Genomic DNA, 19,653 nt, shown 5'->3' with positions numbered 1-19,653 from the left:
AGGATGTGTGGCGTTAGAAACTGTAAGTGCCTGTGACCACCAGGCTGCGCGGGTCCCCTGGCTGGATCTGCGCGACACTGGTTGCCGATGCGTAGTAGGTTTTATCCGCGATGTTGTTCAGCGCCGCGCTGACATCCCATTCCTTCTGGCGGAACCCCGCCAATGCGTCCCAACGGCCATAGCCCGGCAGCACCACGGTGTTGAGGCTGTCGGCATAGCGGTCGCCCACCAGCGTCAGGCCGGTTTCCGCGTACCAGCCCATCTCCGGTTTCCAGGTGACGAACAGGCTGGCGTTGCGCTTGGCCACATCGCTGACGCGCTTGCCTTCAAAGCCGTTGTTGTCCTTCTCGACCGTGGCATCCTGCAGGCCGATACCGCCGCGTACGTACCAGTTGCCGACGATCTTGCCGGTGGCGGTCAGCTCCACGCCGCGTGAGCGCTGCAAGCCGCTGAGCAGCGTGATGCTGCGGTCCAGCGGGTCACTGGTGCGACGGTTATAGAGTTCCAACTCGTACACCGCCAAGGTGGTGCTCAGGCGATCATCGAGCCAATCGCTCTTGACCCCGATTTCCTTCTGCTTGGTCAGCTCGGGGCTCAGGTCGTTGACGCTGCCGGCGGCGTTTGGAGTGATGCCGATCAGGCCACCGCCTGCCGGGGAGAACGTCTTGCTCCACGAGGCGTAGAACGAATGGTGCTCCAGTGGCGTCCACACCAAGCCAAAGCGCGGGCTGGTGCTGTGGCTCTTGACGTCCTGCTGGGTGTTGAGCAACCGGTTGGTGGTGTCCACTTCAAAACGGTCATAACGCAGGCCACCCAGGATTTGCCACTGGTCGTTGAGGCGCAACTGGTCTTGCACATAAAGGGCACGACTTTCGACCTCCGTGTGGTTGTTGCTGGAAGGGCTCATCGACCCGGTGTGGCTCAGGTGGCGATTGGGTTGGTTGAGGTCCAGGCTCGGCACGACCCGCCCGCCACGGTTGACGGCGGTGGCGGTGTAGAGCTTCGGATCGCGGCGCTGGCTACCCAACTCAAGGCCTGTGAGCAGGCGGTGCTCAAGGCCGAACGTGCTGAAGCCGCCTTCCAGCTCAAGGTTGTTGAACACGTTGCGGGTGGTCAGGTCTTGCTGCCAGCGCTGGCGTGTGACGAGGTTGGCAGCGGTCACACCGGTCTGGTAGGTGTTATCGAAATCACTGTCGAGCTTGAACACGCCGAGGGTATGGCGCAGTTGCCAGTTGTCGTTGAGTTCATAGGCGAGCTTGGAGCGCAGGGACTGCGACGTGTCGTCGATATAGTCGCGGCTGTCGAAGTAAGTGGTGCTGCGGCTCACGTCCGCTGGTCGGCCGTTGACCCCGGGAATGCCACGGTCCGGTGTGCGGTTGTAGCGGCTGTATTCGTATTGCACCAGCCAGTTCAGGTCCGGCGTGAGCTGCCAGCTCATCGACGGCGCGAACAGTTGGCGATTGCCGCTGACGCCATCGCGAAAGCTATTGTTGTCCTGATTGCCCATGTTCAGGCGCAGGCTGATGTTGTCGGTGGGGTCGGTGCTAAGGTCCGCATACAGACTGCGCAGGTCGTTGCTGCCACCTTGGGCCTCGATGCTCGACGTGTGTCCGGCGATAGGCAGTTTGCTCACGCGGTTGACGATCCCTCCCTGACCGCCTCGCCCGTAGAGTACGGCTGCCGGTCCCTTGAGGACTTCGATGCGCTCGATGTTATGCAAGTCGCGAACGTATTGGCTGTCGTCGCGGATGCCATCGAGATAGAAGTCATTGCTCGCGTCGAAACCGCGGATGCGCAAACTGTCGAAGCGCGTGTCGGCACCGCTGCTTACGTTGGGAATGCCGCTCAACGCCTGGCCCAGGTCATTGGTACCGTAGGCGCGCAGGCTCTCGGTTTTTACTGAATCGATGGCCTGGGGCACATAGCGCACGGGTGTGGCGGTGCGGGTGGCCGTGCTGGTTTCCTTGACGCGCGGGTCGTCTTCATCAGCTTCGGCGCTGATCGAGGTTTCGGGCAAGGTCGTGGCCGCACAGGCAAAACCGGCAGACAGCAGAACAGAAAGCCCAAGGGTGATGGGCGTCAGGCGAGGGGCTGGCATGGAGGAATGCATCCGAATTATTAGGAAGTAGAACTGCGCGTTAATGGTAATGCTTTGCATTTGCGCGCGTTATATATTCCCAAACGTATCGACTTTGAAATATGTTACTAGATGTGTTTTCTTGCGTTTCAGGTGCAATTTTTTGTCGTTTTTAGAACGGCTGTAGGCCGTTGCTTAGAATTATTTCGCCTAAATACAGACGATTCGCGAAATTGACACATAGTTCCGGGCGCGACTAGGATTGCGCCCAACGCCTGTGGCTAACCGCCATGACTCATCCAATAAAAAAGGCCCGCGGCATGTTCAGTCGTCCGCGGGCCTTCTTTTTTCCGGAATCAGTCGACACCAGAAAAGCGACATGGAGCCTGGTGTCACAGCGCGTACTCAACCAGAAATAAGGAATACAAGAAAATGTTGAAGCAACGGATGAGTCTGATCGCTCTGGGGATTTTGAGCGCATCGACAGCGATGGCAAACGACCAGGACCAGTCCAAGGGTTTTATCGAAGACAGCCACCTGAACATCGCCGCACGTAATGCCTACATCAGCCGTGACTACAAAAATGGCAAGCAAGACAAAGCCGAATGGGGCCAAGGTTTCATCGGCAAGCTCGAGTCCGGTTTCACCCAAGGCACCGTCGGTGTGGGTGTTGACGTGATCGGCCAATACGCTATCCGTCTGGACGGTGGCAAAGGTCGCGCCGGCGCGGGCGGTATCGACTTCTTCAAGCCGGGCAATGGCACCACTGACAACCCTGGCTCGGCACCACACGACCTGGCCAAGGGCGGCGCAGCCGTGAAGTTCCGCGTTTCCAACACCGTGCTCAAGTACGGTGATCAGTTCCCGGCCGTGCCTGTGCTGCAGTACGACAACTCTCGCCTGTTGTCGGAAACCTACACCGGTACGTCGATCGTTTCCAAAGAGATCGCCGGTCTGCAACTGGACGCGGGTCACTTCACCAAAGAAGCGCGCAAGAGCATGGAAGGCACCGACAGCGGCCGCCTGAAAAGCATCGACTACATCGGTGGTAGCTACAAATTCACCGAGAGCCTGTCGGCTGCCTTGTACGCCTCCGACATGCAGGACGTGCTGAAGAAGCAATACGTCAACGTCAACTACGTGCTGGCCCTGCCAGAGAAGCAGTCGCTGACGTTTGACTTCAACGGCTACAAAACCAAGCTGGACAAGAGCTTCGCCCTGGAAAACCAAAAGGACGAAAACGCTCGCGACAACAAAATCTGGAGCCTGGGCGCCACGTGGGCCGTTGGCCCGCACAGCTTCACTGTCGCTCACCAGCGCAGCACCGGTGACACTGGCTACCTGTACGGCGGCTATCGCAACGCTGGCGGCATCGGTGACGGCGGTAACACCATCCTGCTGGCCAACTCCTACTGGTCTGACTTCAACGGTAAGGACGAGCGTTCGTGGCAAGTGGGCTACGGCATCGATTTCGCCACCTTCGGCGTACCGGGCCTGACCTACAACGTTGCCTATGTGCGCGGTACCAACATCGACGACGGTACCAACCGCGGCGACGGCACCGAGCGTGAAATCTGGAACCAGTTCAAGTACGTGGTCCAGAGCGGTCCGGCCAAAGACCTGAGCCTGCGTGCTCGTGCTTCGTGGCTGCGCGTTTCCAGCAACGCTGACCAGTACAACGTAGGCGGTAACGAAATCCGTCTGTTCGCCGACTACCCGATCAACGTTTTCTAATTGATCGCAGGTCGCGCCTGATCCTGGGCGATAGAAACCCCGACTGGTTCGGGGTTTTTTTATGCCTGGGGTTTCTACTGATCAATTCCGTGGCCGCGGCTTGCGGTGTGAATACGTAGGGAAGGGCCGTGAACACCTGTTACACCACGGCATTAATGAAGTACCCCAGCCCGTCTTTATCCTCTGTCGATGAACTTCTAAATTGGCCCCACTGCCCGCCCATCATCCCGATGGCCGGCCGCTGGAGTCTTCGTCATGCCCTTCGTCAGCCTGCGCATCACCCGTGACGGCGTTACCCCCGAGCAAAAAGCCCAGGTTATTGCCGAGTTCACCGAAACCCTCGAACGCGTCCTGCACAAACGCCCGGACCTGACCCACGTCGTCATCGAAGAAGTCGACACCGATAACTGGGGCTACGCCGGCATCACCACCACCGAATACCGCAAATCCGAAGCCTGAATCCCTACCGGAGAATCCTCATGAAAAAAGTCGTCATCGTCACCGGCGCGTCCCAAGGTATCGGCGCCGCCGTGGTCCAGGCTTACCGTGCCCTCGATTATCGCGTGGTCGCCACTTCGCGCTCGATCCAGCCGTCCACCGACCCGGACATCCTTGCCGTCGCTGGCGATATCGCCGACCCGGCCACTGCCCAGCGTGTCGTCCGCGAAGCAATGGCCACCTTCGGGCGTATCGACAGCCTGATCAACAACGCCGGCATTTTCATTGCCAAACCATTCACGGCCTACACCCAGGAGGACTACGCCAACGTCCTCGCGGTGAACCTCAACGGTTTTTTCTACATCACCCAACTCGCCCTCGCCGAGATGGAAAAGAACAACGCTGGCCATATCGTCAACGTCACCACCAGCCTGGCGGACCACGCCATCGATGGGGTGCCGTCGGTGCTCGCCAACCTCACCAAAGGCGGGCTGAATTCGGCGACCAAGTCGTTGGCGATTGAATACGCCAAGCGCGGCATTCGGGTAAATGCGGTGAGCCCCGGGATCATCAAGACGCCGATGCACGGCGAGGAAAGTCACGCGGCGTTGGGGCAATTGCACCCAGTTGGGCATATGGGGGAGGTGAGCGATATTGCCCAGGCGATCATCTACCTGGAGCACGCTGGGTTTGTGACGGGTGAGATTCTGCATGTGGACGGGGGGCAAAGCGCGGGTCATTGATACACAAGCCCCGGCCTAACCCGGCCGGGCGCTAGCCCCTCGTAGCGAGCACCTTCCCGACAATGTCGTAGACGACGCCGTCCTGGCGACAATCCACTCCCATCGCCCTTCATCGACCACCGCTGAAAACCGCGTCCGAACTCCCAGCCACGGCCGCCCCATCGTCCTCCCTCGACCGCCCTGTTCACCCACGATGCAGTGCCTGCGCCTGCCGTTCAGGTGGCGTCAGCAAGGCCGAATTGCGCGCTCCCTGCTCTATTAATGTCGTCAATTAAATGACTTTTTTGGGTGCGAAGTGCCGTCTGGCGGCAAAAGAGACAATACGTTGACAGTTCACTTGGGATCCAACATTATTCGCGACGATTTTGATGGCTCTAAGCCATTAAAATGATATTAGCGGCGCACCTTCGTCCCATGCTGTGGTTCTCGAAAATATAGGAATGTGGCTGCTTCGACTCGGATGACCAAGCGACGTTGGTCAGGGTAGCCCTTAAACACTGTCACCGTATTAGCAGGCTCGTTTCTTCGCGCCTGCTCGCGAGTCTTAAGGAAGTGAACTTCATGGCTGTAGGACGAATTCTGGTTACCGGTGGTGCAGGGTTTATTGGCTCACATCTGGTGGATGCTCTGCTGGGTAAAGGCTACAAGATTCGCGTACTGGACGACTTGTCGACGGGCAAAACGACGAATCTGCCTGTCGGTAATCCTGACCTGGAACTGGTGGTCGGCGATGTCGCGGACAGCGCCGCCGTTGAGCTGGCCATGGCAGGTTGCAGCGCGGTCGTGCACCTGGCTGCAGTGGCTTCGGTGCAGGCTTCGGTTGATGATCCTGTGGCCACCCACCAGGCCAATTTCGTCGGCACACTCAATGTGTGCCAAAGCATGTTGAAGGCCGGTGTGACACGCGTGGTGTTTGCGTCCAGCGCGGCGACCTATGGCAACAACGGTGAAGGCACTGCCATCGTGGAAGACACCCCCAAGTCTCCACTGACGCCTTATGCCAGCGACAAATTGGCCAGTGAATACTACCTGGACTTCTACCGTCGCGAGCATGGCCTGGAGCCGGTGATTTTCCGCTTCTTCAATATCTTCGGCCCACGCCAGGACCCTTCTTCGCCTTACTCCGGTGTGATCAGCATCTTCACCGAGCGCGCACTGGCGCGTAAGCCGATCACCGTGTTTGGTGATGGCGAGCAAACGCGCGACTTCGTCTACGTGCAAGACCTGGTGAGCATCCTTGTACAGGCCGTCGAGACTCGCGAGCCGGCGCCTGAGGCGATCAACGTAGGGCTTAGCCGTTCGACCAGTCTCAACGACCTGATTGCTGAGCTGGGCCATGCCACAGGTGCTCCGTTGAATGTGACGTACCAGGCGCCACGCCAAGGCGATATACGCCATTCGCGCGCCAACAACACCCGACTGCTGGAGCGCTTTGCACTCCCGGAACCGACCTCGATCGGCCAGGGTTTAGCGCAGCTTTTACGCAGTTTGTAGTTCGCCGGTCCATTCGCCCGACGTTAACGCAGTATTGGCTCAGTCATCTTCTAGAGTGAATTATGGAAATCGTTTTCCGCAGGACGCGTGTTCGCGCGATCGCCGAGCGGCTGTTGGCTGCTCTTGCATTGTTCGTGGGTGTGCCGGTTGTCCACGCAGCTGCTTTACCCCAACCGTCCAGCGTGGCCTTCTGGTACGCCGAGCAACCACCACTGCCCGAGCTGGCGCAGTTCGACTGGGCCGTGGTCGAGCCGGGCCACATGACGCCGGGCGATGTGAAAACCTTGCGGGCGCTGGGCAGCCAGCCGTTTGCGTACCTGTCCATTGGCGAGTTCGATGGCAACAAGGCTGAGATCGAGAAAGCGGGCTTGGGCAAAGCTGTTTCGCCTGTACGCAACGACGCCTGGAACAGTCAGGTCATGGACCTCACTTCGACGGCTTGGCGTGAGCATTTGTTCGGTCGCGCCAAGGCCTTGGAAGCGCAAGGCTATACGGGTCTGTTCCTCGACACCCTCGACAGTTTCCAGCTGGTGCCCCAAGCCCAGCGCGAAGCCCAGCGTGTAGGCTTGGCCAGTCTGCTGCGTGAGTTGCATAAGCGTCAGCCCACGCTGAAGCTGTTTTTCAACCGCGGCTTCGAAGTATTGCCGGACCTGGACGGCGTCGCCGCCGCCGTGGCGGTCGAATCGATCCATGCCGGTTGGGATGCCTCCGCCAAGCGTTATCGCCCGGTGTCGGAGTCCGACCGCCAGTGGCTTGAAACGCACCTGCAGCCGCTGCGTGCCAAGGGTATCCCGCTGGTGGCGATTGACTACTTGCCCCCCGAGCGTCGTGAGGAAGCACGCAAGCTCGCCAAGCGACTGCGCGACGAAGGTTTTATCCCGTACATCAGCACCCCTGACCTCAACACCCTGGGCATCAGCAGCATCGAAGTCCAGCCGCGCCGAATCGCGATGATCTACGACCCGCGCGAAGGTGCGCTGGAAGATGCCGCCGGCCATAGCAACCTGGGTGGGTTGCTGGAGTACCTCGGCTACCGTGTCGATTATTTGCCGGCCAACAGTGACCTGCCGCTTTACGGTTTCAGTGGGTTGTACGCGGGTGTCGTGACCTGGATGACCAGTGGCCCGCCCCAGGACGCACCGGCGTTCAATCGCTTTCTCAATGCGCGCCTGGACGAACAGGTGCCGGTGGTGTTTTTCAGTGGCCTGCCGGTTGAAGACAAGCTGTTGCTCAAGCGCCTGGGCCTCAAGCGCGATGTGCCGCCCGCCACCCAAGTGTTGACCATCACTCACCAGGACAAGGCCTTGCTGGGTGCGTTCGAGGCGCCAGTGGTGCCTCGCTCCCGTGATCTGGCGGCGGTGTCGGTCCTGCCCAACGGCCCGACACCGGCCTTGTCCTTGAGCGGTGCCGGTGGTGCCGTGTTCAACCCGGTGGTAGTCGGCAAATGGGGCGGCCTTGCGCTGGCGCCTTACCTGCTGGAAATCAACAACGAGCGCAGCCGCTGGATTCTCGATCCTTTCGCGTTTCTCCAAGCCAGCCTGAAACTGCCGGCACAGCCGCGCCCAGACACCACCACCGAAAACGGCCGGCGCATCGCGACCGTGCATATCGATGGTGACGGTTTCCCGTCCCGGGCCGAAGTGCGCGGTACGCCGTATGCCGGTCGCCACACCCTGGACGACTACATCAAGCCCAACCCGTTCCTGACCTCGGTGTCGATCATTGAAGGCGAGATCTCGCCGCGTGGCGCATTCCCGTTCCTGGCGCGTGAGCTTGAGCCGATTGCCCGTGAAATCTTCGACAACCCTAAAGTCGAAGTGGCCACGCACACCTACAGCCACCCTTTTTTCATGCAGCCTGACAAAGCCAAGAAGCGCGAGAATTTCAACCCGGAATACGGCTTGAACATGAAGATCGCCGGCTACGACAAAATTGATTTTCGTCGCGAGATCTTTGGCTCGCGCGATTACATCAACCAGAACCTGACCACCCCGCAGAAGCCAGTCAAGATGGTGTTCTGGCCAGGCGACGCGCTGCCATCGTCCGACACCATCAAGCTGGCCTACGACGCCGGCCTGAAGAACGTCAATGGCGCCGAAACCATCATGACCAAGGCCAACCCGTCGTTGACGGGCTTGAACCCGTTGCTGCGGCCGACCCCAGGCGGGTTGCAGTACTACGCGCCCATCATCAACGAAAACCTGTACACCAACCTGTGGAAAGGCCCGTATTACGGCTTTCGCGAGTTGATCGAGACCTTTGAGCTGACCGACAGCCCACGCCGCCTGCGTGGCCTGCACCTCTATTACCACTTCTACTCCAGCACCAAGCAGGCCTCGATCAAGGCCATGCACGAGATCTACGGCTACATGCGCGAGCAACAGCCGATGTCGTTGTGGATGACTGACTACGTCGACCGACTGCACGGCCTGTACCAGGCGAGTCTGGCGCGTACCGCCGACGGGGCCTGGCAGATCCGCGGGATGGATGCGCTGCGCACCGTGCGACTCGATGCACAAATGGGCTGGCCTGACTTGCTGCAATCACAAGGCGTTGCTGGCGTGCGCGACTTGCCGCAAGGCCGCTACGTAGCACTGAGCAGCGACAAGGCGTTGCTTGTGCTGCGCGCGGACAGAGACCCCAGGCCTGCCCTGGAGGAAGCCAACCTGCCGTTGCTGGATTGGCGCTACCTGGATGATCGGCGTGTGAGTTTTTCCTTCGCCGGTCAGTTTGACCTGTCCTTCTCCGTACGCTCGGCAACAGCCTGTCGCGTGGAAGTGGATGGGCAGCGCTTCGCGGGCAAGGCTTCGGCCGGCCTTTGGACTTTTCAATTACCTATGAAGCAGGTGAGTAATGCCCAGCTCCTCTGCAACTAAGAATAGCCGCCTGCTCAATCCCTGGGCGCTGGCGGTGGTCGCGGTTGCCGTAGGCGGTTTGCTATGGGCGACCTTTCAGCGCGAATCCGTGTTCCAGCCCGACGGGCGCGAGCCCGATGCGGTGTCGGCCAACTACGCCGAGCTGTTGCTGACAGCGCACCCGGACGACGACCACCTGCGCTTGCAGTTGGTCGATCTGCTGATTCGCCTCGGTGACTACGCCAAGGCGCGCGAGCACATTGAAGCCTGGCCCACGCCGCAGCTGGAAACCCAGGCCTACTACCGGCTGGAGCTGGATGCGCTGGTTGCCGCCAGCGGCAACGACCTGATCGCGCAGCAGGCATTGGTTGAGCGCCTGGAAAGCTTCGATCACCGTAAATTGCCGGTGGCGCAGCTGCAGAACCTGGCGAAGCTGGCGCTGACATTGCAGGCCCCGGCATTTGCCGCGAGTGTATTCGAAGAGATCGCCGGGCGTGATCCTGCGCAAAAGAGCGACGCGCTCAAGTCGGCCGCGCAGTGGTACCTGGCGGGTGAACAACCGGCACGTGCGGCGGCTATCTATTTGCAGCTCAAGCGTGATGCGCAGGACCCTGGCGAGCAACGTGAGTACGCGCAGTTGGCGTTCAACAGTTTGCTCTCGGCCGGCCGTGACGAACAGGCCGCACAGGTGCTCGCCGACCAGTTGCCGACGCTCACGAACCCGCAGACCGACGTGGCGTGGCTGAAGCAGGGCGTCGATGTCGCCGTGGCAACCAAGCAGTTCGAGCTCGCACAGCGTGTGCTTGAGCAGTGGCATGCCTTGGAGCCCGACAACCCGAGTATTGCGTTGAAGCAGTTCCACGTTCGCCTGGCCATCAATGACCTGGCGGGTGCGTGGGACACCGGTCAACAACTGACGGTCGACTATCCGGATGATATCGAGTTGCTCGAGCAGATGGCCAAGCTCGGTGAATGGCGCGGTGATAACGAGGCGGCGCTGGGTTACTGGATCCGCGTGCTCAAGATCAAGGAAGACGCCCAAGTCCGCGAGCATGCTTGGCGCCTCGCCAGCCAGCAGTTCGACTTTGACCGCTCTATCCCGTTGCTCGCTGAGATCATGCAGCAACGAGCGCTGACGGACATCGAGTTGGACGCGCTGATCTACGGCCACGAATCGCGCGGTACGCCCGCCGAAGCCGAGGCCTGGTTGCGCAGTTACCTGCGCAAATACCCGTCACATCGCCTGGCCTGGACGCGCCTGCTGCAAAACCTGGAAAACACCGGGCAGTTCGCCGCCAAGGGCAAGCTCTACAAGGATTATGCAAAACGCTACAGGTTGACCACGGCTGAATTGGTTGATTGGGCCAGCACTGAGATGAAGCTGTTCAATGAGCAGGCTGCATGGGACGTGGTGAAGTCCGATGACGCCTCCATCGATGACCCGGAGTATTGGCGTACCCGTGCTGCCCTGGCCTGGGACTTGGAGCGCGACGAAGACTTGCGCGTCTCACTGGAAAAACTGCTGTCCATCAATGGCAAGTTGGTCAGTGGTGACGAGAGCCAGTTGATCACGCTGTACCGCACCCGCGACCCACAACGCGCCCTGGCGTTGATGGTTGCCAGTTGGCACCGTGCCCAGGACCCGCAGCGACTGGTCGAGGCGCTGCAGCTGGCTCAGGAGTTGGAGGAATGGGACCAGGTCACCGCCTTGCTGGAAGACGCCAAGAAGTACCCCGACGCCTACGAGCAAGCCCAGGTCCTGGCGGTGCGTGGCGCGCTGGCGATAGAGCAGGGTGACCCCGCTGAAGCCGAGCGTTTGTACCTGCTGGGCCTATCGCGTTACCCCGACGACAACCTGTTCCGCGAACGCTTGACCTGGCTCTACGTCGACCAGGCGGACACGGCCAAGCTCAAGCCATTGATGACCAAGTGGCGTGCCTATGCGCGCGAAGACCGCCTGCTGTGGTTGCCGTTCGCCAGTGCCAGCCAGCTCTTGGGGCGCGATGCCGAGGCGTTGGCCTGGTACCGCATGTACCTCAAGCTCTCCCCGAACGACTGGCTGGTGCAGGCGGCGTATGCCGACGCACTGGAGACCTCCGGCTACCAGGATGCCGCTCAGCGTCTGCGCTTGAAATTACTGCGCAACCCCGAGGCAGACAACCTGCAACCGTCGTCCCAGCGCTACGCGATCTGGCTGCGCTTGATGTCCAGCAGCTACTCGCCACGCAAGGCGCAGCAGGAGCTCCTGAAGTGGAAAGACGGTTCGCCGTCGATGAAGCAGCTGTGGTTCGAACGCCTGCTGGCCCGTCTGGATGCGACCAATCAACAGGCGCAGAAAGACGATTGGCTGGCCTGGGCGCGCTCCCAGGGCCTCAAGGTCGACCGTTATGAGCAAATCCAGGAAGCCCTGCGCAGCCGCAACAAAGCCCAGGTCGAAACCCTGCTGGCCAGCAGCGACCTGAACCCGGCGCAACGTTCCCAGGCCCTCAGCCGTTTGAACCGTAACAATGAAGCCTTGGAAACCAGCCTCTCCGCGTTGGGTGATGACCAGCCCGACTCGGTGAATGAGCAACTGCGGCGCCAGGCGGTAGAGATCCACGAATCCACGCCGCAAGGCGCCCTGCTGTCTTATCAGAAGCAAGACTTCGGTGGCCTTTCGTTTGACGCGCCGCGCCTGGAAATCGCCCATAACCTGGGTGACAAATGGTACGCCGACGTCGAGATGGAACATGGCAAGTACAAAGGCGACGACGTGATTTCATCGCGAATCGGCGAAGAGAGCAACGCGGCCCTGACCCTGATCCGTTCGGTGGAAAACGGCAGCTGGAAGCTGTTCGCCGATACCAGCCAACGCCAGGACGATGATCGCAACGGCTTGGGTCTGTCGCGCATGTGGCAGCTGGGTTCCAGCCATCAACTCGAGACCGGCCTGGACTGGCATCGCAAGAGCGACGACAGCGGCCTGATGCGCGCTTTCGGCCAGCAGGACCGGGCTTGGGTCGGCGGGCGTCATGGCCTGACCGCACGGGACCAGTTGAGCTGGGAAGTGGCGCAACGTTCGTTCTCGACCCGCGCCGGCGACTCACTGGGCAGCGGCCATGCGGTGAAGCTGGAGCTTAACCACACGCTGGAATTCGCCGGGCCTAACTGGACGGTGCGCAGCGGTGTGGATTATCAGAAAAACAGCGTGAAGGATCGCAACCTGGACTACCTGTCCAATGCCATTGATCCCAAGGGGCCTATTCGGGTGGTTAGCGATCCGGATGACCCGCAGTCGGTCCCTGCCAGTGACCTGCTGCAAAGCCGCTACGGCCAACTCTACGTCGGCAGCTCCTGGCGGCGTGGCATACCGGGCGCGCTGGTGCGCAGCAAGCCGCAATACACCTGGCTGGTGGACATGACGGCGGGTTGGCAGTGGACCGATCAAACCTTCAACTACGGCATCAACACCGGCGTCGGCTTCGAAGTCCTGGGTGACGACGAACTGGCCCTTACCTTCGGCTACCAATCCGCGCCACAAGGCGGGGATGGCAAGTCCGGCGGCACACTGGGCATGAGCTACGGCGTGCGTTTCGGGCGCTGATTACAGAATCTACGGGAGAAAAACCTATGCAAGCAATTCGTAACCTGAGCCTGGCCCTGACAGTGCTGTTCGTCGCCGGCTGCTCCAGCTTCACCAGTGAAAACAGCCCGAACCTGCCGCGCAATGCGCAGTGGGGCATCGTGCCGATGATCAACTACTCCCAGACCCCGCAGGCCGGTGAGCGCAGCGAGCAGATCCTGCTCAGCGTGCTCAGCAGCCACGGTCTGCAACCGCGGGTCTACCCAACCAGCACCCAGGGCGAACAGGCGTTGATGGATGACAACGAGCGCCTCACCGGTGCGCTGGAATGGGCGCGTGAGCAAAAGCTTGATTACGTCGTGTCCGGCAGCGTGGAAGAGTGGCAGTACAAGAACGGCCTGGACGGCGAGCCAGCGGTCGGCATCAGCCTGCGTGTGCTGGAAGCCAGCAGCGGTCGTGTGCTCTGGAGCAAAAGCGGCGCGCGCGCCGGCTGGTCCCGTGAAAGCCTGGCGGGCAATGCTCAGACGGTAATCGACAAACTTGTTGGCGCCCTTCGGTTCGAGTGAACGCAATGAATTCTCCACACATGGATTACAGCCTGGCGCCTCGCGCCAGCGGGCCGGTGTCTTGGCTGGAAACGCTGCTGGTGACGGGCTTGGCGATTGGCCTTGGCTTCTGGCTGACTCCCGAAGACCCGCTGCAGATGCACGGCGGTTTCCCCTGGCCGATTCTGGCGCCGCTGCTGTTGGGTGTGCGTTACGGTTTTGTGCGCGGGCTGTTCAGTGCCGCGCTGCTGGTGGCGGCGCTGTTTGCGCTGCGTTACACCGGCCATGAAGGTTATACCCAGCTTGAGCCATCGTTCATCGTGGGTGTGCTGGTCTGCGGGATGCTGGTGGGTGAGGTGCGCGATCTGTGGGTGCGCCGCCTGGAGCGTCTGCAGATGGCTAACGAATACCGTCAGTACCGTCTCGACGAATTTACGCGTGCCCACCAGATCCTGCGGGTGTCCCACGACCTGCTCGAGCAACGCGCGGCCGGCAGTGACCAGAGCCTGCGCAGCTCGCTGCTGGGCCTGCGCGAGAAACTGCGTGGCATGCCAGTCGAAGGCGATGCGTTGAGCGAACTGGCAGAGCCGATTGTGGCGATGCTGGGACAGTACGGGGCATTGCGCGTAGCAGGGCTGTACCGCGTCGACGAGGCCGAGAAAAACGTTCTGCCGCAAGCCCTGGCGATGATCGGCGTGATGGGCCCCCTGGGCACCGACGACGGTTTGATCAAGCTGTGCCTGGAGCGCGGCGAACTGGTCAGCGTGCGTCAGGAACTGATCGACTCGGGTAACTCCGCGCAGTTCTCATCGCTGCAGGCGTGTATCCCGTTGATCGATGCAGAAGGTCGGTTGCTGGCGATCCTGGCGGTCCGGCAGATGCCGTTCTTCGCGTTCCAGGATCGTACGCTGAGCCTCTTGTCACTGCTGGCCGGCCACATCGCCGACCTGTTGCGTCGCGACCCGCACGTACTGCAATTGCCCGACGCCGATTCCCAGCAATTCACCCTGCAGCTCAAGCGCTCGCTGGTGGATGTCGAGCAGCACACCCTGCCGGCCGGTCTGTTCGCGTTCGAGATGACGCGCGCCAACGACGAACTCTCGCGTCTGATGGAGCGCAGCCAGCGTGGCCTGGACTTGCACCTGTCGGTGCGGAACAACCGCGAGCATCACCTGTTGCTGGTGCTTTTGCCGCTGACAAGCCCGGACGGTACCGAAGGCTACCTGGCGCGCATTGGCATGCTGTTGCACGAGCACTTTGGTGTCGACACCGATTTTGACAGCTTGGGTGTGCGGGTCATGCCTTTCAACCTGGAGCCTGGCTGTGACCGCAACGGGCTGCGTAACTTCCTCTACAACGAGTGTGGCCTGAATGATCAGCAAGTGGCTGTTTAGCGGGGCCTTGGTGCTAGAGGCGGGCAGTTGGGCCAGTTTGTGGCTGGATGCGCCGCAGTTGCCTCAACTGCTGGTCTTCATGTTCAGCCACGGCCTTGCCTGCCTGATGCTGTGCGGCGCCGTATGGATGTTGCTGCCGGCGCGCTACCGCGCACCATTGCCTTGGAGCCCGCTGTTTATCTTCAGCCTGGCGTTCTTCGTGCCGGTCATCGGCGCCCTGGGCGTGGTTGCCTCGATCTTTCCTGCGCTTTACCTGCCACGCAAGCGTGACCGTCAGGCCTGGCAAGCCGTGGGTATCCCGGGTTTGCCCTTTCGTGCGCAAGCCCAGACACGCTCACCGATTTTTGCGGATGGTGGCTTGCAGGACGTACTGCGCCACGCGCCGGACCCGGACCAGCGCCTGGCCGCCTTGTTGGCGACCCGCCGCATGCCCGGCAAGGACGCTGTGCCAATCCTCAAGTTAGCCCTGGGCGACCCCAGCGATGACGTGCGCCTGCTGGCGTATTCGATGCTCGACAAGCAAGAAAGCGACATCAACCTGCACATCCAGATGGCCCTTGAGCAGTTGGCCGGTGTCAGCTCGCGAACCGCTGGCCCGGTACATGGCATGTTGGCGCGCTGGTACTGGGAGCTGGCCTACCTCGGCTTGGCCCAGGGCAGCGTGCTCGAGCACGTGCTGAGCCAGGCAAGCGAACACGCCGAGCAGGGCCTGGCGGCGGGCGAGGGTGGCGAACTGTTGCTGCTGGCCGGCCGTATTGCATTGGAGCGCGGCGAGAACGAACGCGCCGAAACGCTGTTGCACGAGGCTGAGAAGAACGGCCTGGGCGCGGCCCAACTGCTGCCGTTTCATGCTGAACTGGCGTTCGAGTCCGGTCGTTATCATGAAATCCCCGGGTTGCTCGCCAGCCTTCCCGAAGAAACCCGCCAGCGGCCACCTTTCGCTGAGCTGGTGAGGAGCTGGAATGAATCATAAGCAAACGCCACCGACTGCCGATATCTGCCTGTTGCTGGAAGGAACCTGGCCGTACGTGCGTGGCGGCGTGTCGAGCTGGATTCACCAGATGATCCTGGGCCTGCCGGAGCTGACCTTCTCGGTGATGTTCATTGGCGGCCAGCGTTCGGCCTACGCCTCGCGACGCTATGAGATACCGGCCAATGTGGTGCACATCGAAGAGGTGTTCTTGGAGGATGCGACGCACCCTACCAACACCCGGGGTACGCCGCGTGAAGCCGATCCGCAGCAGCTCGCCGACCTGTACCGGTTTTTGCACCACCCTGACCAGCCGGAACGCGAGCTGGGCGAGCGCTTGCTCAGTTGCATTGCCGATGGGCACATGACCCTCGATGACGTACTGCGCAGCCGCGCCAGCTGGGAGACTCTCAGCGAAGGCTATCGCCAGCATTGCGCCGACCCGTCGTTCGTCAACTATTTCTGGACCCTGCGTTCGTTGCAGTCACCGCTGCTGATGCTCGCTGAAGCCTCGCGCAAGATGCCGCCAGCACGGGTGCTGCACTCGATTTCGACCGGTTACGCCGGACTGCTGGGTTGCATCCTCAAGCACCGCTGGAAGTGTACCTACCTGTTGAGTGAGCACGGCATCTATACCAAGGAGCGCAAGATCGATCTGGCCCAGGCCACGTGGATCGCCGAAAGCTCCGGTCAGGCGCTCAACCGCAGCCTCGACGGTGGTTCGGGCTATATCCGTACCCTGTGGGTGCGCTACTTCGAGCGGATCGGCCAGTTGGCCTACAACAGCGCCGACAACATCATCGCCTTGTATGACGGCAACCGTCAGCGCCAGATCAAGGACGGTGCCGATCCGCGCCGCACCCAGTTGATTGCCAATGGCATCGACCTGTCGCAGTGGGCCAGCGCCATGGAAACCCGCGAGCCGGGCATTGCACCGGTGGTGGGGTTGATCGGGCGCGTGGTGCCGATCAAGGACGTGAAAACCTTCCTGCGCGCCATGCGTGGCGTGATCAGCGCCATGCCGAACGCCGAAGGCTGGATTGTCGGCCCTGAAGAGGAAGATCCGGAATACGTCAGCGAGTGCCGCAGCTTGATGGCGAGCCTGGGGCTCGAGGGCAAAGTGCACTTCCTGGGCTTCCAGCGTATCCAGGACATTCTGCCCAAACTTGGCCTGATGGTGCTGACGTCGATCAGCGAAGCGCAACCCTTGGTGATCCTGGAAGCCTGGGCCGCCGGTACGCCGGTGATCAGCAGCGACGTCGGCTCGTGCCGCGAATTGATCGAAGGCGGCAGCGCCGAAGACCGTGACCTTGGCCTCGCGGGCAAGGTGGTGGCGATCGCCGACCCACAGGCGACCTCCGCCGCCATCCTCGAGCTGTTGCGCAGCCCCGAGCGTTGGAAGGCTGCACAAGCCAGCGGCTTGCTGCGGGTCAACCGTTACTACACCGAAGCCTTGATGCTGCAGCGCTACCGCGACCTGTACCAGGCAGCCATGGAGAACAGTTAAATGGCCGGCATTGGCTTCGAACTGCGCAAGATCCTCTCGCGCGACTCATACACCGCCACCCTGCATGCCTATGTGTATGCGGGTTTGATCAGCTCCGGACCATGGGTGCTGTCGATCATCAGCGTGATGCTGGTGGGGATCATCAGCCTGGGCCTGCTGCTGCCTAACTCGCTGGTGGGACAATTCCTGGTCACGGTGACATACCTGATGGCCAGCTCGTTGATCCTGACGGGCGGCCTGCAGTTGTTCTTCACTCGCTTTGTGTCCGACCAGCTGTTCGAGCACAACTACGACCAGATCCTGCCCAACCTGCTGGGCATCCTGTTGATGGTCACGGTCGGCGCCGGCGTGCTGGGTGTCATCGTACTGGCGCTGCTGTTCGATCAGCCGCTGATCTACCGCGTGCTGGTGCTCTCGAACTTCGTGGTGCTGTGCAACCTGTGGTTGGTGATCATCTTCCTCTCGGGGATGAAGAAATATAACCGCATCCTGCTGGTGATGGTGGTGGGCTATTCGCTGATGGTCGCGAGCGCCTACCTGCTGAGCTTCCTGAAGATGCCCGGGCTGTTGCTCGCGTTGTTGATCGGGCACGGCAGCCTGTTGTTCCTGTACCTGTACGACATCCTGCGCGAGTATCGCGCCGAGAAAATGATTGCCTTCGATTTCCTCAATCGTCGCAACGTCTTCCTCAGCCTGCTGGTCACCGGGTTTTTCTACAACTTCGGCATCTGGGTCGACAAGATCCTGTTCTGGTTCAACCCGGGCACCTCCAACGCCGTGATCGGCCCGCTGCGTGCGTCGATCCTGTACGACATGCCGATCTTCATTGCCTACCTGGCGATCATCCCTGGCATGGCCGTGTTCCTGGTGCGCATCGAGACCGATTTTGCCGAGTGGTACGACCGCTTGTTCCGTGCCATCCGCGATGGCGAGACCTTGCAGCACATCGGTTCGCTGAAAACCGAAATGACCCTGTCCATTCGCCAGGGCCTGCTGGAAATCTGCAAAGTCCAGGGCCTTACGGTGGTGCTGCTGTTCCTCTTTGCGCCACGCCTGCTGGAGTGGATCGGCATCTCCAGCTACTACCTGCCGCTGTTCTACATCGACTTGATCGGCGTGAGCATCCAGGTGGTGTTCATGGCGTTGCTCAACGTGTTCTTCTACCTCGACAAACGCCGCGTGGTCCTGGAACTGTGCGTGCTGTTCGCCGTCCTCAACGCGGGCCTGACACTGCTCAGCATGCACCTGGGCCCGAGCTTCTTCGGCTACGGGTTCACGCTGTCGTTGCTGGTGTGTGTATTGCTGGGGCTGGCGCGCTTGTCGTCGACACTGGAAAACCTGGAGTACGAGACGTTTATGTTGGCGCGTTGATCGGGTTTCCACGGGCGTAAAAAAAGGCACTCGCCGTTAGCGGCAGTGCCTTTTTTTTGTGGGCGCGGGGACGGTCGTGGGCATTTTTCCCGCAGGCCGCACGTTGAGTGCGGGCTGTTTTGCAAACCCCAGAAACCACAAAGCCCCGCATTGCGGGGCTTCGAGATATGGTGCCGGCACCAGGAGTCGAACCCGGGACCTACTGATTACAAGTCAGTTGCTCTACCAACTGAGCTATACCGGCGTGTTAGGGCGACGATTATAGCGATTGGCAAGGTTCTGTAAACCCCTGAATTCTGACTATTTTTGCGAAAGTCGCTTCTGTCCCTTTTTCTCCTAGGAGAAGGTAGGATTCATCCGTTGCTGCCAGGTGCAGTCGCACCCATCCAAACCAAAGGAAGCCCCACGTGAAACGGACGCTCGCTCTCATTCTTCTCACTGCCACGCTCGGCGCGTGCTCCAGCCACAAGCCTGCCAACGATCCGGCTTTGGTGGGTACCTGGAAAGGCTTGCGCACGCAAACCGGCACCTGCCAATTCCTGTCGTGGACCAATCAGCTCAAGCCTGATGGTCGCTTCACTATTACCTTCTTCCGCGATGCACAGCAGACGCAGGTCATCCAGACCGAGCAGGGCTCGTGGCTGGCGGCTGATGGGAAGAGTGAGTTGCGCACCGACGGGGTGCGTACGCCGGATGTGTACACCTATAAGTTGGTGGACCCGGATACGGTGAATTATGTGAGTGTGGCGGCGAGTCCGGAGGCGGATTGCCAGGACGACTACGCATTTACGGAGCGGCGCGTTCGTTAATCGCGCTGAAATGCTCTAAAGGCGGGCATCCGCAGGTTCAGTTGCATCTACGTAGCCCGTTTGGCGTGCCACACGCGCCAGCGGGCGCCAGCTCCCTCGCCTAGAAAGCTGGGGGCTGCATGCACTCCGGCTGCTTTTTTGTCCTTTCCAATCC

Annotated in this window: 13 protein-coding genes and 1 tRNA gene; 12 read left to right on the top strand and 2 right to left on the bottom strand. The window is 60.8% G+C overall.

Translation table 11 applies throughout. The annotated features are described in order from the left end of the window. Window positions 1–13 precede the first annotated feature (13 nt). Window positions 14–2,098, bottom strand: a complete 2,085-nt coding sequence (locus CQ002_RS22780; RefSeq protein WP_105161486.1) for a TonB-dependent siderophore receptor — start codon at window positions 2,096–2,098, stop codon at window positions 14–16. 411 nt (window positions 2,099–2,509) lie between these two features. Here CQ002_RS22780 and CQ002_RS22775 point away from each other — a divergent pair, with 411 nt between their 5' ends. The 11 genes from CQ002_RS22775 (at window position 2,510) to pelG (ending at window position 18,690) form a co-directional block, all read left to right on the top strand. Further along, on the top strand, window positions 2,510–3,811 hold the full coding sequence (locus tag CQ002_RS22775) for an OprD family porin (protein WP_034108683.1): 1,302 nt from the start codon (window positions 2,510–2,512) through the stop codon (window positions 3,809–3,811). 255 nt (window positions 3,812–4,066) lie between these two features. Beyond that, complete coding sequence (locus tag CQ002_RS22770) at window positions 4,067–4,270, top strand: 4-oxalocrotonate tautomerase family protein (RefSeq protein ID WP_105161487.1); 204 nt, start codon at window positions 4,067–4,069, stop codon at window positions 4,268–4,270. A gap of 20 nt (window positions 4,271–4,290) precedes the next feature. Further along, window positions 4,291–4,992 carry an SDR family NAD(P)-dependent oxidoreductase gene (locus CQ002_RS22765; RefSeq protein WP_034108688.1) on the top strand — a complete coding sequence of 234 codons (702 nt, stop codon included), beginning with the start codon at window positions 4,291–4,293 and terminating at the stop codon, window positions 4,990–4,992. Between the two features lie 561 nt (window positions 4,993–5,553). Beyond that, window positions 5,554–6,486 (top strand): NAD-dependent epimerase/dehydratase family protein, encoded by a 933-nt coding sequence (locus CQ002_RS22760; protein ID WP_069021201.1) that lies wholly within the window; start codon window positions 5,554–5,556, stop codon window positions 6,484–6,486. Window positions 6,487–6,548: 62 nt separating this feature from the next. Continuing rightward, the gene (locus CQ002_RS22755; protein ID WP_105161488.1) at window positions 6,549–9,362 is read left to right on the top strand and encodes a bifunctional glycoside hydrolase 114/ polysaccharide deacetylase family protein; all 2,814 of its coding nucleotides are present in this window, start codon (window positions 6,549–6,551) and stop codon (window positions 9,360–9,362) included. Next, a complete protein-coding gene (locus tag CQ002_RS22750; protein WP_105161489.1) occupies window positions 9,340–12,924 on the top strand; it encodes a tetratricopeptide repeat protein in 3,585 nt (1,194 codons plus the stop codon). Before CQ002_RS22755 ends, CQ002_RS22750 begins: the two co-directional genes overlap by 23 nt. A gap of 26 nt (window positions 12,925–12,950) precedes the next feature. Continuing rightward, window positions 12,951–13,469, top strand: a complete 519-nt coding sequence (locus CQ002_RS22745) for a hypothetical protein (RefSeq protein ID WP_034108695.1) — start codon at window positions 12,951–12,953, stop codon at window positions 13,467–13,469. Window positions 13,470–13,474: 5 nt separating this feature from the next. Further along, the gene (locus CQ002_RS22740; RefSeq protein ID WP_034108697.1) at window positions 13,475–14,842 is read left to right on the top strand and encodes a PelD GGDEF domain-containing protein; all 1,368 of its coding nucleotides are present in this window, start codon (window positions 13,475–13,477) and stop codon (window positions 14,840–14,842) included. After that, window positions 14,820–15,815, top strand: coding sequence for a HEAT repeat domain-containing protein (locus tag CQ002_RS22735; RefSeq protein WP_034108699.1), 996 nt, complete (start codon window positions 14,820–14,822; stop codon window positions 15,813–15,815). The genes CQ002_RS22740 and CQ002_RS22735 overlap by 23 nt, the downstream gene beginning before the upstream one ends. After that, window positions 15,805–17,319, top strand: coding sequence for a GT4 family glycosyltransferase PelF (gene pelF / locus CQ002_RS22730; protein WP_105161491.1), 1,515 nt, complete (start codon window positions 15,805–15,807; stop codon window positions 17,317–17,319). Before CQ002_RS22735 ends, pelF begins: the two co-directional genes overlap by 11 nt. After that, window positions 17,320–18,690, top strand: coding sequence for an exopolysaccharide Pel transporter PelG (pelG, locus tag CQ002_RS22725; RefSeq protein ID WP_034108704.1), 1,371 nt, complete (start codon window positions 17,320–17,322; stop codon window positions 18,688–18,690). Between the two features lie 168 nt (window positions 18,691–18,858). Here pelG and CQ002_RS22720 read toward each other — a convergent pair. Beyond that, window positions 18,859–18,934 (bottom strand) — tRNA-Thr (locus CQ002_RS22720). Between the two features lie 163 nt (window positions 18,935–19,097). Between CQ002_RS22720 and CQ002_RS22715 the strand changes: the two genes are divergently transcribed. Beyond that, entirely contained in the window at window positions 19,098–19,499 is a 402-nt protein-coding gene (locus tag CQ002_RS22715) for a hypothetical protein (protein ID WP_069021211.1), read from the top strand. Window positions 19,500–19,653 lie beyond the last annotated feature (154 nt).

This window comes from Pseudomonas sp. MYb13, from assembly GCF_002980075.1.
Taxonomy (GTDB): Bacteria; Pseudomonadota; Gammaproteobacteria; order Pseudomonadales; family Pseudomonadaceae; genus Aquipseudomonas; species Aquipseudomonas lurida.
Note: the sequence above shows the minus strand (reverse complement) of the source record. Positions and strands in the feature narration are given on the sequence as shown.